General features: G+C 52.0%; 12 protein-coding genes. 1 reads left to right on the forward strand and 11 read right to left on the reverse strand.

All coding sequences use genetic code 11. The annotated features are described in order from the left end of the window. Positions 1-49 precede the first annotated feature (49 nt). A complete protein-coding gene (locus tag NYE24_RS13885) occupies positions 50-5,188 on the forward strand; it encodes a bacterial Ig-like domain-containing protein (RefSeq protein WP_342478914.1) in 5,139 nt (1,712 codons plus the stop codon). Positions 5,189-5,365: 177 nt separating this feature from the next. On the opposite strand, the gene NYE24_RS13890 is transcribed toward NYE24_RS13885, so the two are convergent. The 11 genes from NYE24_RS13890 to NYE24_RS13940 all read right to left on the reverse strand — a co-directional run bounded on the left by NYE24_RS13890 (position 5,366) and on the right by NYE24_RS13940 (position 14,597). After that, complete coding sequence (locus tag NYE24_RS13890; protein WP_036701649.1) at positions 5,366-5,911, reverse strand: GNAT family N-acetyltransferase; 546 nt, start codon at positions 5,909-5,911, stop codon at positions 5,366-5,368. Between the two features lie 23 nt (positions 5,912-5,934). After that, a complete protein-coding gene (locus NYE24_RS13895; protein WP_036701651.1) occupies positions 5,935-6,414 on the reverse strand; it encodes a DinB family protein in 480 nt (159 codons plus the stop codon). 185 nt (positions 6,415-6,599) lie between these two features. After that, complete coding sequence (locus NYE24_RS13900; protein WP_342478915.1) at positions 6,600-7,367, reverse strand: VOC family protein; 768 nt, start codon at positions 7,365-7,367, stop codon at positions 6,600-6,602. Beyond that, positions 7,367-8,176 (reverse strand): pyrroline-5-carboxylate reductase, encoded by an 810-nt coding sequence (gene proC / locus NYE24_RS13905; protein ID WP_342478916.1) that lies wholly within the window; start codon positions 8,174-8,176, stop codon positions 7,367-7,369. Before proC ends, NYE24_RS13900 begins: the two co-directional genes overlap by 1 nt. A 22-nt stretch (positions 8,177-8,198) precedes the next feature. Further along, positions 8,199-9,032, reverse strand: coding sequence for a MetQ/NlpA family ABC transporter substrate-binding protein (locus NYE24_RS13910; protein WP_036701659.1), 834 nt, complete (start codon positions 9,030-9,032; stop codon positions 8,199-8,201). Between the two features lie 12 nt (positions 9,033-9,044). Continuing rightward, positions 9,045-10,064, reverse strand: coding sequence for a uroporphyrinogen decarboxylase family protein (locus NYE24_RS13915; RefSeq protein WP_342478917.1), 1,020 nt, complete (start codon positions 10,062-10,064; stop codon positions 9,045-9,047). A 27-nt stretch (positions 10,065-10,091) separates the two neighbouring features. Next, positions 10,092-10,751, reverse strand: coding sequence for a methionine ABC transporter permease (locus tag NYE24_RS13920; protein ID WP_036701665.1), 660 nt, complete (start codon positions 10,749-10,751; stop codon positions 10,092-10,094). Continuing rightward, entirely contained in the window at positions 10,726-11,769 is a 1,044-nt protein-coding gene (locus NYE24_RS13925) for a methionine ABC transporter ATP-binding protein (protein ID WP_342478918.1), read from the reverse strand. The genes NYE24_RS13920 and NYE24_RS13925 overlap by 26 nt, the downstream gene beginning before the upstream one ends. A gap of 42 nt (positions 11,770-11,811) precedes the next feature. After that, the gene (locus NYE24_RS13930) at positions 11,812-12,972 is read right to left on the reverse strand and encodes an amidohydrolase (protein WP_036701670.1); all 1,161 of its coding nucleotides are present in this window, start codon (positions 12,970-12,972) and stop codon (positions 11,812-11,814) included. Between the two features lie 21 nt (positions 12,973-12,993). Then, positions 12,994-13,656 (reverse strand): GntR family transcriptional regulator, encoded by a 663-nt coding sequence (locus tag NYE24_RS13935; protein ID WP_076161480.1) that lies wholly within the window; start codon positions 13,654-13,656, stop codon positions 12,994-12,996. Between the two features lie 341 nt (positions 13,657-13,997). Continuing rightward, positions 13,998-14,597: a hypothetical protein gene (locus NYE24_RS13940; protein WP_342478919.1), complete on the reverse strand. Its 600-nt coding sequence runs from the start codon at positions 14,595-14,597 to the stop codon at positions 13,998-14,000. Between the last annotated feature and the right edge of the window lie 27 nt (positions 14,598-14,624).

Raw genomic sequence — 14,624 nt, forward strand, 5'->3', positions numbered from 1 at the left:
TTAAGATTTGATCCAAATCGGTCCCATATAAGGAGAGGTTGTAATCATTGTGAAGAAACTACAACGCTTGTTATCCCTGTTCGTAATCGTTCTGCTACTATTCTCATCCATTCCTATATCCTTATCTGCAGAAGCAGCAGGGACTTCCGGACAAGCAGCTCCGGGTCCTTGGGCCTTCAGCGCGTTCGGAGGTAATACATCCCCGGGCAAGAACCCCGAGCCTGCCATAGAGAATCCTTCCACCGTAACGCTGACTACTTATGGCGGCAAAATTTCAGGCACCGATGAGGGGCTCTCTTTTTATTACCGGGAGCTTCCGGCCAGCGCGAACTTTGAGCTCAGCGCCAGGGCTACAGTTATTGCCTTTAACAGCAATTCCGGCGTCAATGCGCCTAATCAGAAATCCTTTGGCCTTATGTTAAGGGATTCGGTTAATCCTCATGGAAGTTCAAGCACCACCACCTCCAATTATGCTGCGGCCGGTGCATTAGATTTGGTGATGAAGGGTTTTTATAAAAAAACGGCGCAAGTGAAGCTGAATCCGTTCGCCGGGCTGAGCGCCCCTGCTGCGGGCGAAGTCTACGATCTCAGCCTCCGGAAATCGGGCGATACCTATCTGCTGAGTGTTAACGGCCAGACCGAAATCGTAACCTTGGAGGATACTTTTACGGATACGGTCTTTGCCGGGATTTATGTCTCCCGGGATGCAACCGTAACCTTCGGTGAGCTGGACCTTCAGATCGAGACCAAACGTGTAACAAGCTTGTCTGCAGACACGGGCGGGATGACGAAGAGCTCTTATCTGGTGGGTGAACCACTAGATCTGACCGGGCTTATCGTGAAGGCTGTATTCTCCGATCACAGTGAGGCCACTCTGTCTTCTGAGGAGTACATTGTAACCGGGTTTGACAGCAGCACAGCCGGGGAGAATCGAATCCAGATTAACTATAACGGTGCCTCTGTTAATATTCCGCTGCAAATCATCCCGCTGACCGTCAGCTCATTATCCGTCAAATACGAGCCTGTCAAAACCGTCTATTATCCGGGCGATTCCTTTGATCCACAAGGACTTATTCTTGCTGCCCATTATAATAACGGCTACCTGATCAAGGAACTGGCTGATGATCTGTACACCCTCTCCATTAACGGCCATCCTGTAACAGACCAGTTTCCGTATACTTTTGCTGAGCCGGGCTTCTATAATCTATTGATCGCTTCCACAGAGACCCCGGCTGTCACCACAGCATTGAAGCTTGAGGTTATTGATGCTACCCTGTCCGAATTAGAAATAAGACATGAGCCTAAGCAGACTGTCTATTACATCGGTGATACCCTTCAGCTGGAAGGAATCTCCCTCTACGCCCATTATTCTGATCATTCCCAGGTCAGGCTGGCCAAGGACGAATATCACGTCTCTCCCCTAGACACCCTGAACCCAGGAGACAAGGAGATCAAGGTAACCTACAAGGAATTAACGGCAAGCTTCACGGTTAAAGTCCGAATAAAAGAGCTGACCGGCATCGAGGTAACCGGCTATCCCAGAGCCACCTTTTTTGTAGACGAACCCTTTGACAGCAGTGGTCTGGTCGTATCGAAGGTATATGACAACGCTGACCGGGAGGTGCTAAGCAGCTTCACGCTGGACAGCTCTAAATTCGATAACCGGCTCGCAGGAGTGTATCCGGTTAAGATTATCCCCGATGATTCATCCATACAGCCAATTACTTATCCTGTCACGGTAAAAGAAAAGACCTCGCCCGTCTGGCATAGTATCACCTTCGGCCAGTCTACGTCTGCTGCGAATAACAAAGTCGTCGCTCAGGACGACGGAACGCTCCGGGTGATCGCCTTGGAAGGCGGCGGTAAGGTCACAGAAGACCACGATGGCATAACGTTCTACTACACAGAGCTTAATGCCCTGGAAGATAACTTCGTGCTATCAGCGGATATTGAGGTGCTGAACTTTGCCAAAACCCCCTATGACGGGCAAGAATCCTTCGGGATCATGGCGCGGGATGCAATCGGGACACCCGGAACTTCGAGTGTATTCGCATCGAATATCGCTGCCATCGGCGGCTACAGCGGCGGGACAAGAAGCGCTCTGGGTACCCAGCTGTTCGTCCGTTCCGGTATCGAGAAGCCGGATGGAAGCGGAAGCGAAGGCATTAAGACAATTATGCTCAAAAATGAGCGGCCTGCACCCGGCAACACGGCCCCTGCTCCACCATACCGCTTAACGTTGTCCAAGACGAACAGCGGCTTCACAGGCCGGATCAATTCGGAGCAGGAGGCTATCCATTTCGAGCCGGATATTCTTAGCGTACAGGATTCCACGATGTATGTCGGCTTCTATGCGGCCCGTCTGGCTACGATAGATATCCGCAATATCCAGTTGACAGTGACAAGCGCTGCTACTGATGCGCCTAAGGTGGAGCCACCCGCGGCTCCTGTAACACCAGATTTGAGCATACTGTCCCGAAGCAAAGCATCTACACCCGAATATGAAGTGATTGTCCGCCCTAACGTGAACGGAACCGTAACGGTGAAGCAGGGCTCCAGGATTATCGCACAGGATGTAGCTGCAACAGCCGATAAGCGTCTGGCGGTTCCTGCGGTACTCAGCGGACATGGGGATACGAACTTCAGTGTTGTTTTTTGGCCGGAGGATACCCAGTACTTGACCGCTTACGATACAATTGTCCGCAACTTCACTGTTAATATGAACAGCTATGGCAACGGGGAAGACATCTATGTATCGCCTGCCGGAACAAGTGCCGGGGACGGGACAATGGCTCTCCCGCTGGATCTTGATACCGCGATTGATTATGTGAAGCCGGGACAGCATATCATTATGATTGACGGGCATTACGTGCGGAAATCACCGCTGGTCATTCAGAAGTATAACAATGGTACCGAAGCTGCCAGAAAGGTTCTGGAAGCGGCACCCGGTGCAAGGCCCATTATCGATTTTGACAAAAAAACAGAAGGGGTGCTGCTTAGTGGGGACTACTGGCATGTGAAGGGGTTAGATTTCACCCGCTCGGCTGCCAATACTAAGGGATTCACGGTTGGCGGTAACCATAATATCGTTGAGAATAGCCGCTTCTATGCTAACGGCGACACCGGCCTGCAAATCAGCCGCACCGACGGAACCGCACAAGACCTGGCGGAATGGCCGTCCTACAATTTAATTCTGAACAGCACCTCCTTCGATAACCGCGATCCGTCTGACAATAACGCAGATGGCTTTGCGGCCAAGCTAACCTCCGGCACCGGGAATATTTTCAGAGGATGCCTGGCGCATAATAATATTGACGATGGCTGGGATCTGTACACCAAAGCAGGCTCGGGTGCCATCGGTCCGGTACTCATCGAGAACAGCGCCGCCTTCAACAACGGGTATTTAACGGACGGAACCGTTGGGGCCGGTGATAAAAACGGATTCAAGCTCGGCGGAGAAGGCATTCATGTCGCGCATATCATCCGTAATTCGGTCGCCTTCGGCAACGGTGCCTACGGGTTCACCAGCAACAGTAATCCTGGAGTTATTGCGGTCAACAATATCGGCTATAACAACACCCGCGGCAACCTGAGCTTCACCACATATGGTCAGATTACTCCAGACTTTAAGATTGACGGCTTTGTATCCTACCAGTCGGGCAGCATCGGCAAGGATCAATATCCGGCTTCCTTAGCAGCGGAGAATAACTTCATGTACAATGGTACCGCGTCAGTCAACAAGTCAGGCAAGCAGCTGACCGATGCCAACTTCGTAAGTCTGCAGCCGGTGACCTCTTATCTGCGGGATGCAGAGGGGAATATCATCTGGGGGGAATTTCTGAAGTTTATTCCTTTTGAGAATCAAGTACAGGAGCCAGAGCCGGGGACCCAGCCGTCACCAAGTCCTTCCGCTGCACCTGTTCCTTCTGCCACACCCAGTCCAACATCTGCACCTAATACTAGCAGCTCTGGCACTGGATCAGCCGACTACGACTCTATTCCGGCGGTTCTCTTGCTGGACGGCAGCGTAAGCATTGAGTTACCCTTAAGTCTGACCACAGGAAAAGCAGTAGCCCGGTTAAGCGAATCCGCTCTGCACCGAATAGTTCCAGTAGCCAAAGCCGATTCCACAGGTACCAAGACCTTGCGGATTCAACTCACTGCTGATACGGCACAGGATATGAAGGAAGTCGAGTTAAGCCTCCCTGCTGTGGCATTTCGTTCAGGAGACGCTCCCCTCAAGCTTGAGATCCGTTCTTCCTTAGCGACCATTGGATTACTTGACAGTATCTTCGCAGCGGAGGCGCTTGACGGCGTAAAGACCATTACTTTATCGCTAAGAAGCATGACTCCCGGCGGGAAGCTGCAAGCCAAGCTGGGAGACAGCCCGCTTATCGGTTACGGGCTTCAACTGGATGGAGCAGCACTGCAGCCTGACCGTCTTCAATCGGCTATAGAGATCGGAATCCCCCATCCGCCCGCTGTTCCTGCAGCGGATAATGCCTATATTGTTGTATGGGGTATCCAAGAACAGGGAATCATCCAGCCAGTGATACACGGGAAGTACAACGCAGATACGCGGCAGGCCATTTTCTCAACAACACAAGCCTCTGGCCAGTATGCAGCGGTCTATCATCATAAGACCTTCCAGGATATCAACTCATTCCACTGGGCCAAGTCCGCAGTTGAAGTGCTTGCGTCCAATGGGGTTATTCAAGGCATCTCAGCAGCCGAGTTCAGACCGGAGCAGTCCGTTACCCGCGCAGAATTTGCGATTCTCTTAGTCCGGGGAATGGAGCTTACAGCGTCAGAGGGGCCGGGCTTCACGGATGTGTCACCGGGGAATTATTATTACAAGGAACTTATGACTGCCCAGAAGCTCGGCATCATTACAGGCCTGCCGGGAGGTCTATTCCAGCCGGATGTACCGGTATCCAGGCAAGAAATGTTCGTTATGACAGCTAGAGCATTGCGGGCAGTAGAGCGCATGAATCCAGGGGAGAATACTTCTTCTGTATTAAAAGGTTTTACCGATCACCAGCAAATTGCAAGCTATGCGGCAGATGATATCGCCGCCCTGACCGCCGCCGGTCTCGTTAAAGGAGATGCACAAGAGCATCTCATGCCCGCTGCCTCCTCGACACGTGCCGAAGCAGCTATGCTGATCTATCGGATGCTTGAACTATAGTTCAGGGCTGAATAAATTCAGCCTCTTACGCTTGAAGCGGGCTGAGAGAGGGAATTGAAAGAGGCTGTTCCAAGAGTCATCGTAGATGACCGAGGAACAGCCTCTTTGCAAAAGAACAAACATAAAACCACTCTTTGGTAACATAGAGGTGCGAACAACCACTTCAGCTGAGGCAACTTATTCGCTTCCGCGATTGTTCCTATACTCATCCTCCAGAATCGAATATTGATAGGAATCCATCCACTTCTCTTTATGATACATATGTCCTCTAAGATGCCCTTCGTATGTCATGCCTAGCTTCTGCATCACACGGGCGGAGCCGATATTCCCGGGGCGGCAGGTCGCATAGATCCGGTGAAGCTCCAGCTTATGGAAGCCCCAGTCCAGCAGTGCAGCAGCAGCCTCAGTAGCATAGCCCTGTCCCCAGTACAGCCGGTTGTAGCAATAGCCGATCTCTCCCTGCCTCGTTCCGGTAATATGCAGGCCGCAGCCGCCGATCAGCCGCCCGTTCTGCTTCAGAACCACCGCATACTCGAAGCCCTGGCGGGGCTCCTCCCGCTGCAATGTCAGCGTATGGCGGATATATTCGCGGGTATCCTCCAGTGAATTCGGCCCCCAGATCGAATGTGTCACTACTGCGGGATCAGATGCATACTCATGCACCTGCTCTACATCCTCTGGAGTGAACTCTCTGATCACCAGCCTTGCTGTTTCAAATTCCATATCTCTGCGGCCTCCTTACTCTTTTATTTGTCAAACAACCCTCTGCCAATCAAATTAGCCGTAATCGGCGGCTTGCCAATCTCCCGTGCCCATACCGAGAGCTGGCCGATATGATGGATCTCATGAGCGATCACGTGCCGCATCACTTCTCCGTAGGGGTGAGGCTCGCGTTCACCTTCATCTGTAATATCAACCATGATCCGGTCTTCCAGCTCCTCCGACCACCCATAGACAAACGGAGCCAGTTCCGCATGGCAGCGGGCGGAGAAATCCTGTACCAGCTCCAGGCTGGCTACTTCCTCAAACGATGGAATTTCAATGGCTCTCTCCTGAATCCCTCCGCAGATCCAGCCGTATTCAACCGCAACAATATGATACAACGTGGGCAGGATATAGCCTAAGCCCCCGGTGCGCTTTTTCATCAATTCGTCCCTGTCCACTCCGCTGCACCAGTTGAACCAATCCTGGCGCACTTGCCAGTTATACTCAAATAGCTTCTGCATCCGCTGCCTCCATTCTCCATTTATTTCCTTACTTCATTCTTGTGTCACACTTTAACACAAACAAGACAGGCCTGCTACCGCTAATTACGGCAACCAGCCTGTCCCATACGCTTGTCCTGCATTTATTCAAACACGTACTCGCCTTCACCCACAGTCAGCGTCTGTCCCATACGCTTGTCCTGCATTTATTCAAACACGTACTCGCCTTCACCCACAGTCAGCGTCTGTCCCTTCAGCTGAGGGGAATCGGTCCGGAGAACGACCCGGCTGAACTGGTTCTGCATGCCCTGCACGAAATTGAAGGTCTGCTGATCTCCTGCCTTAAGATTGTAGCTGCCGTCCGCAAGCCCGGTAACGGGCAAGCCGAACAGCTCACTCCAATGGTTAGCGGCAGCGGCAGGCTCGGAGACACGGAAGACAGCGCCCGTCATGTCCACCTTCCCGGCAGGATGGGGCTGGTTGATTCCAGCTGCGTTCAGACTGTCCAGCCGCTCCTCATCCGCCTGACTCCACTGGATAATGAACGGATAGACCAGTCCCTGAAAGTCGCCGTCAATGGTCATCATCCGCCACTCGATTAACCGCCCCTGGTTGTCCAGACGCCGGCCGTCAATAATGGGTGACAGCGCCAATCCCGCAGCCTTCAGTGTACCCTCTACTGCCTCAATATCATCTGTCCGCAGCACCACTCTACTTAATACCTCATGCTCCGGCAGAACGGTAACGGCATCCCGCACAACCACATTATGCTTGGTCGCACGCGCCAGCTCCAGATTCTCAATCCCGAGGAACTCCAGGTAGGTGAGCCCGAAATAGCTCAAGGCGTTATACGTTCCCCAATCCTTATGCGATCCGCCCCGGAAGGCCGTCAGGCCATGCTCCGCGAAGAGCTTCACCGGCTGGTCCAGATCGTTGACATAGTGCACCAGATGATCCCATTTGAGCAGGCTCATTACTTCTTCACTCCCAGCTCTGTCGTCCGCTTAACAGCCGCCAATACACTCCGCTGTAATCCGGCTGCGAAGTCACTATTATTCAGCTCGTACAGCCCGTGCATCCCAACCCCGCCAGGAGAGTTGTTGATGTCCAGCAGCTGTCTCGGGTGGAGGCCAGTCTGCTGTAGCATCGCTACTGCTCCCAGCATATTCTCCAGCGCCACCTTCCAGGCTTGTTCCCGCGGCAATCCGGCGAGGACTCCGGCATCCGTGAACGACTCAATGAAATAATAGATATAGTTCGGTCCGGCAACCCCGAAGCCGGTGAAGATATCGATGTAGGACTCGTCCAGAACCTGCACCTTGCCGAAGCCAAGCAGGAATGCTTCTACCTGCTTAAGCGATGCGGCTGCATTCAGGGCTACACCGCTGTATCCGTAACCGGTATCGGTTAGAGTATTAGGAATAACGCGGACAATCGGGCGTTCGGCTCCGAAATAATCTCCAAGCTGGGCAATCGTTACCCCCGCTACAATCGATACAATGACCGCAGACTGTGAGGCGGATTGCCGGATCAGAGTTCCAAGTGCAGCCAGATCATCCTGCGGACGAACAGCGATGACGATCAGTTCTGCGCCGGAGAGCGCCTCTTCCTGCGCGCGCTCCGTGTCTACGTTATACTTAGTTTTTAGAAGCCCAAGCCGGCCCTCATTAATATCTGACACACTGATCTGACCGGCAGCCAGCGTGCCGCCTGCCAGGCAGGCCCGGATGATCGCTTCCGCCATCTGCCCGCCGCCAATGAAATGAATCTTGCCTTTTGACACTTCCATTCACTCCCTGATTAGATTAGTTATTAGCCCAAGCCTCCGGCAGTATGAACCCGGCATATTTCTCTTGTCCAAGGATGTATTCCTCGAACTCTTTGGATTCATAGGCAGCCTTCAGATCCTTGGCCCACTGGGCTTCCTGGTCCTTCTTGTTCACCGATACGATGATTCTATGCTGCATAGGCGTATTCTCAATCTTCAGCGCATCCGTAATCTTGCGGTCGGGAGCGTTAGCGATATAATTCCCGTTCACCACACCATAGTCAACATCCTGCAGCGAGACCAGAATCTGCGCCGGGTCCAGCACCTTCAGGTCAATCTTGAACTTGTCCGGCTCCACGCTGTTCACATTGAAGTCCGCTACCCCGGCACCCTCTTTGATCTTGACCCAACCCAGCTCCTCCAGAATCCGCAGCGCGCGCTCCTGATTAACCGGGTCGTTTGGAATCGCAACGGTAGTGCCGTCCTTCACATCGTCAAGCGTCGTGTGATTAACCGAGTACAGCCCCTGCGGTGCGCCTGGAACATAAGCAATACCTACCATATCGCCGCCAATTTCCTTATTGATCGCATCCATGTAGGCGGTACTCTGGAAGATACTCGCGTCAATCGAGCCTTCCTTCATCGCCGGGTTGACCTGCATATTCTGCGAGAAGGTTTTGATATCTACAGTATACCCTTTTCCTTCCAGGATCGGGAGAATGGATTGCCGGAACTGCTCCTCATACGTACCTACACCGAATCCGACTGTGATTTCCTTCTTGTCCCCGGAGCTTGCCGCTTCCTTATTGTTACCGCAAGCTGCCAGCACCGCCATCGAACTAATCAGTAGAACCGCCAGTAATTTTTTCATCACTCTCATCCCCTATCCTAATACTGTGTTTTTAAAATGCACTAATGCCTCGTCTGTAACCGTCAGCGGGATGGCGCAATTTGGCGATAGAATAAACGGCTGACCCTTCATCTTGGCCAAAGCTTCCTTCGCCTGTTGTTCAATCTGATCCAGATCATTTCCGGCAAACAGCCCGTGATCCACTCCGCCCACCTTCGTGGCCTTGAGATCGGCGTCCAGCCCGGGATTGCCTTCCGCTACCGTATCCCAGCTGATTCCGTCAATCCGGTAATCATTGAATTTCGCAGGCTGGGCATGAGCACCGCAGGTATGTAAAATATTCTTGCCGTAGCTCGCCGCCTCCAGCACGATAGAATCATACGGTCTGGACAGCTCATCGAACATCGCCTCATCGAATAAACCGGGGTGGGCTGTGCCTGTCACCGCATAGAATAGACCATCTGATCCCGCCTGCCGCAGCTCCTGCACATAATCGGCCAAGGTTAAGGCAATCGCATGCAGGGCATGATGCGCGGCGGCACGGTGTTCCTTGAAGAGTGATTCCAGCGTCACCGGCTGCTCGATCCCGAATACGGTCTCCGTAACATAAGCAGAACGTCCTACGATGAACAGCAATACCGTGAGCGGGGAGAATACCGTCTGAATCAGCGGCGTATCTGGCAAGCCCCAGCGGATCTTCCTTACGGCCTCCAGATGCTCCAGCAGCGAAGGGGTTTGCGCGGCTTTTTTCACCTCAAGATCCCAGAGATTCGCGGCAGCCGGAACCGCCGTAGTCAGCTGTCTCGGGAATACCGTCCGGTAATCTGCGAAGTTATACTCATTTCCCCAGGCTTCGGCCAGATAGGTCGCTCTCGGGTTGATTTTGACCCAGTCCCAATTATATTTGTCCGTAAAAGAAATCGTAGACGACGCCAAGTCCTCCGCATTCTGCTCCTTGTCAATAAAGTGGCGCCACCCGCTGACAATCGGCCGGTCCGCAAGTTCCCCGGATAAGATCGCCTGAAAACGCTCCTGCTTGCTCCATACACTCATCTGCCTATCCCCTTTGCCTCGTAATCTCTAGTAACGGCGAATCTTGCGCGCCAATGTGTTGCCCAGGGACTGAATACCCTGCACCAGAATGATCAGAATAATGACCGTCGCGAACATGACCACCTCGTCAAAACGTTGATAACCATACACGATTGCCAAGTCGCCGACCCCTCCGCCGCCTACTGCCCCGGCCATTGCCGTAGCCCCGATCAGCCCGATCGTCGCTGTGGTCAGGGAGAGAATTAACGAGCCCACCGCTTCCGGCAGCATAAAATACCATATGACCTGCAGCGGTGTTGCGCCCATCGCTTCCGCAGCTTCGAGAATGCCCGGATTCACTTCCAGCAGCGAATTCTCGACCAGCCGTGCGATATAGGGTGCGATATAGATAATTAGCGGAACAATTGCCGCACTAGTCCCAATCGAGGTATGAACAATTGCTCTTGTTAGCGGAATAATGGCAAACAGCAGAATGATAAACGGAACCGAACGGATAACGTTAATTAAGGGATTCAGTAAGGTATACAGCCACTTGCTCTCCAGCACGCCGCCCGGACGGGTAATAACCAGCAGGATGCCCAGCGGAATACCCAGCAGCGAGCCGATGAATAGCGATACGCCCACCATCTGAATCGTTTCAATAATCGCCTTCAGGAATTGCTCACTTGTGATCGATGTCGAGAACATAGGACTTCACCTCCTCTATGCGGACCTCATGCTGCTTCATGTAATTCAAGGCTGCTTCCATCTGGGCCGGTTCACCTTGCAGCTGTACGATAATGGTGCCGAGCGTCGTCTCTTGAATCTCTGTCGTATTCGCAAAAAGAATGTTGACCTTGACCCCGTGGGTACGGATAATCTCGTACAGCACAGGCTCAGAAGCGCTCTCCCCGGCAAAATTCAGCTTATACACCCGGCTCCCCTGCTCAGTCTTCAGAGTTCTGCGGACGCTTGTGGTCATGCTGTTCTGAATGACTGTCTTGACGAAATTCTGCGTTGTCTGGTGCTTCGGTTCTCCGAACACATCCAGCACGCTGCCCTGCTCGATAATCCGTCCCTCTTCCATCACGGCTACCTTGTTGCAGATCTCCTGAATCACTGACATCTCATGCGTGATGATCATCACCGTGATGTTGTATTCCGCGTTGATCCGCTTGAGCAGCTGCAGGATGGACTGTGTCGTCTGCGGGTCCAGAGCGGAAGTAGCTTCGTCGCACAACAGTATCGAAGGATTCGAGGCAAGTGCCCGGGCAATCCCGACCCGCTGCTTCTGTCCGCCTGACAGCTCGCTTGGATAGCTTCCAGCCTTGTCGCTTAGTCCGACGAAATCGAGCAGCTCCTCCACCCGCTTGCGGATTTCCGCCCTGCTCTTTTTCAGCAGCACGAGTGGAATAGCCACATTGTCGAACACCTTTTTGGACTCCAGCAGGTTAAAATGCTGAAAAATCATGCCGATGTTTTTCTTGGCTGCCCGCAGCTCTTTGTCGCTGTATGCTCCCAGATCGTACCCGTCTACCAGCACCTGGCCCTCAGACGGCCGTTCCAGGTAATTGACCAGGCGGATTAACGTGCTTTTTCCGGCTCCGCTGTAGCCGATGACCCCGAAGATATCGCCCTTCTCAACCTTCAGGCTAATCCCCTTCAGCGCTTCTATCTTCACCTCTTTGCGGGTGAACGTCTTGTACACATTCCGTAGTTCAATCATATTTGTTCCCCTCAATCATCTGGTAAATTTAGGATTCAGGATTCAAGTCTGCTGCTTCAGCTTCGCAAGCGCCTCTTCTGCCAGCAGGGCGAAATACTTAGCCGCTGGCAGGATAGCCGCCTCATCGACATCGAAGCGGGGATGATGCAGCGCATGGTTGGGGCCGGTACCAATATTCACAAAGGCACCCGGGATCTGCTGCAAATAATAGGCGAAATCCTCGCCGCCCATCTGCGGCGGAATATCATGTACCTCATAGCTTGCTTGTGCTGCGACCTCTTTGGTGAAGTCTGTCCATCCTCCGTGATTGACCGTAGCGGGCGGGCCGGGATACCAGTGCAGCTTCGCCTCTGCTCCGGCTGCGGCTGCAATCCCTTCTATGATCCGCGTCATTTGGGCCGGGATGCTGCTGCGGATCTCTTCGTTATAGGTACGTACTGTACCTTCCAGCTCTACCTTCTCCGGCAGGACATTCCAAGTAAAGCCACCGTTGATCCGGGTAACACTGAGCACGACCGGCTCTTGCGTGTTATTTTGACGGCTGACTACAGTTTGCAGCATCGTAATGATCTGCGCGGCGGTAACAATGGTGTCTACCCCTTTCTCCGGTGTAGCTGCGTGAGCGCCGACCCCTTTTACCGTAATCTCAAAGCGGTCCACGCCAGCCGTTAAAGCTCCCGTTCTTGTGCCGAACGCCCCGTTAGGCAGGTCCGGTGAATTATGTAATCCGAAGATGGCCTCCACCCCGCTTAGCCCGCCGGATGCCAGTACGTCCTCCGCACCATGCCCCGTCTCTTCTGCCGGCTGGAACAGGATTCTGACCTTGCCCGGCAGTTCATGTTCACGCTGCTTAAGCAGACTGGCCGCACCCAGGATGACAGCGGTGTGGAAATCATGGCCGCAGGCATGCATGGCTCCCGGAATCTCTGATGCGAACGGCAGGCCCGTCTGCTCCTCAATCGGCAGGGCATCGATATCGCAACGAATCGCTACTATGCTGCCGTCACCTTGTCCAATCTCCGCTATAAGTCCAGTCTTAAGCGGCAGATCCAAGATCGTTATATTCTCTTCTGTCAGCCAGTTACGCAGCTTCTCCGTGGTTCTATACTCCTGATTGCTAAGCTCCGGTTCACGGTGCAGGTTCCTCCGCACTTCGGTTAGCCGGGCTGCCAGTGCTTCTTCTGTCTCATGCTGTGGTCTCATAGGCCTGTTCTTCCCCCTTCATTACGTATGCTCAATTCCTCTAATCCGCTCCAGCGCAGTCGCAAGGCTGCTTAAGATATGCTCCCGCATCGCCCGCTCCGCCCCCTCTTCATCCCTGGCTATAATTCTCTGCAGAATCACAAGATGCTCCTCATCCGCCTGCGTATTCCAATCCCCGTGTAGCGAGACATAACGACAATACCGGAGCGAACGGTCTCTTAACTGGTTCAGCACCTTCTCAAAAGTCTTCAGCGCGCTGATCTCCCACAAGTAATCATGGAATTCGAAGCCATAGGATACAACATCCTGCTGATCCCCCATCTGGAAGGATTGCTTCAGCTTCTCCAGAATCAGCGTTAACTGCTGAATATCCTTAATGGTAGCGTTTCTGGCAGCGCTTCTGGCGATATGGCCTTCAAGCATGCTGCGGATCTGGAAGATCTCCTCGACCTCCTTAATCGTTAAAGGGGCTACCCGCAGCCTGCCGTTGGGCTGGCGCACCAGGAAATCCTCATTCTCCAGCCGCTGAATCGCTTCTCGTAGCGGAGTCCGGCTGACCCCGAGCAGTGCCGCCAGGCTCTCTTCGTTAACCGCCTGATCTGGCTCCAGTTCGCTATCTATTATTTTTTGCTTAAGTGCATAGTAGGTATTATCCTTCGACAATCTTCGTGAACGCATTTCCATAGATTTCATTGCTCCTCGCTATTCATTTGCGGGTCGCCCGGTTAACTGTATAATTGTATACAATTATTTAAGTTGAGAGATATTCAAGATAAAATGAAAGCTCCAGTTGAAACACTCTCTGTGCAATCAAGCTTTTTTCATACTATAATCCCATTATACCCACTAGTCAAGTATGTTTTATAGGGGAATCAATAATCGACACTTGTTTGACAAATAAAGTCGTATTTTTACAAGTTGAATTAAAGAATGTTTGGGAATTAGCCGTGACTCCAGAGAAGTTTAGCGTAAACGATAAATAACCCTCCTGCACCTCGTTAGGGTGTGGAGGGTTATTTACCTTACTAAGTTTCAAATACTATCTCATGACTTGCCTCACTCTTATTGAACGGGAAACTGTATTCTTTGAACCTAAATTGAATTCCGAAAATCTCATCAGGTAATGGCGGTGAGATAACATATTTATATGATGCATGGTCAGATCTGCTTCCTCCACTAATCATTCGGGAGTCATATTGGTCATTAATATATAGTTCGTAATGGCAATGCTGATGAGATTTGGATTCAACCTCCGGCTCACTGTCCCAATCTATATTTAGTGTTAATACACTTGCATTAGTGTATTGTTTCATAGAAGTTAGAGTATAGAATCGATCACCTATTACGACTGACTTCAGAATTGCAATGTGTTGTCTGAATCCGGCTGGTTCGATCATCGGTTTATATTGTTCTTCATTCATCATATTTCCAAATAACGACATCAAGAATCCTTCATAAAGCCCCTGTTCCTCTGACCATTTAGAAATATACTCTAACGGAGGAAATCCTGGATTATTATCCGAGACTTCCTTTCTCTTCTTGATCAAAGAGCAAATTTGTTTATCGATATCAATAATTCGTTCATCATAATGCTCTGTTGGGCGTTCAAATGGTATTCGTAACATCTTAACCACCTCTCATATCCATTAATT

The organism is Paenibacillus sp. FSL H7-0350 (genome assembly GCF_038593195.1).
GTDB lineage: Bacteria > Bacillota > Bacilli > Paenibacillales > Paenibacillaceae > Paenibacillus_AQ.

Bases quoted from the DNA above. Each gene is read 5' to 3' on its own strand.
- NYE24_RS13930 (WP_036701670.1), bottom strand. From the start codon at position 12,972: ATGAGACCACAGCATGAGACAGAAGAAGCACTGGCAGCCCGGCTAACC.
- NYE24_RS13940 (WP_342478919.1), bottom strand. From the start codon at position 14,597: ATGTTACGAATACCATTTGAACGCCCAACAGAGCATTATGATGAACGA.
- NYE24_RS13890 (WP_036701649.1), bottom strand. From the start codon at position 5,911: ATGGAATTTGAAACAGCAAGGCTGGTGATCAGAGAGTTCACTCCAGAG.
- NYE24_RS13915 (WP_342478917.1), bottom strand. From the start codon at position 10,064: ATGAGTGTATGGAGCAAGCAGGAGCGTTTTCAGGCGATCTTATCCGGG.
- NYE24_RS13920 (WP_036701665.1), bottom strand. From the start codon at position 10,751: ATGTTCTCGACATCGATCACAAGTGAGCAATTCCTGAAGGCGATTATT.
- NYE24_RS13910 (WP_036701659.1), bottom strand. From the start codon at position 9,032: ATGAAAAAATTACTGGCGGTTCTACTGATTAGTTCGATGGCGGTGCTG.
- NYE24_RS13895 (WP_036701651.1), bottom strand. From the start codon at position 6,414: ATGCAGAAGCTATTTGAGTATAACTGGCAAGTGCGCCAGGATTGGTTC.
- NYE24_RS13900 (WP_342478915.1), bottom strand. From the start codon at position 7,367: ATGAGCCTGCTCAAATGGGATCATCTGGTGCACTATGTCAACGATCTG.
- NYE24_RS13925 (WP_342478918.1), bottom strand. From the start codon at position 11,769: ATGATTGAACTACGGAATGTGTACAAGACGTTCACCCGCAAAGAGGTG.
- NYE24_RS13935 (WP_076161480.1), bottom strand. From the start codon at position 13,656: ATGGAAATGCGTTCACGAAGATTGTCGAAGGATAATACCTACTATGCA.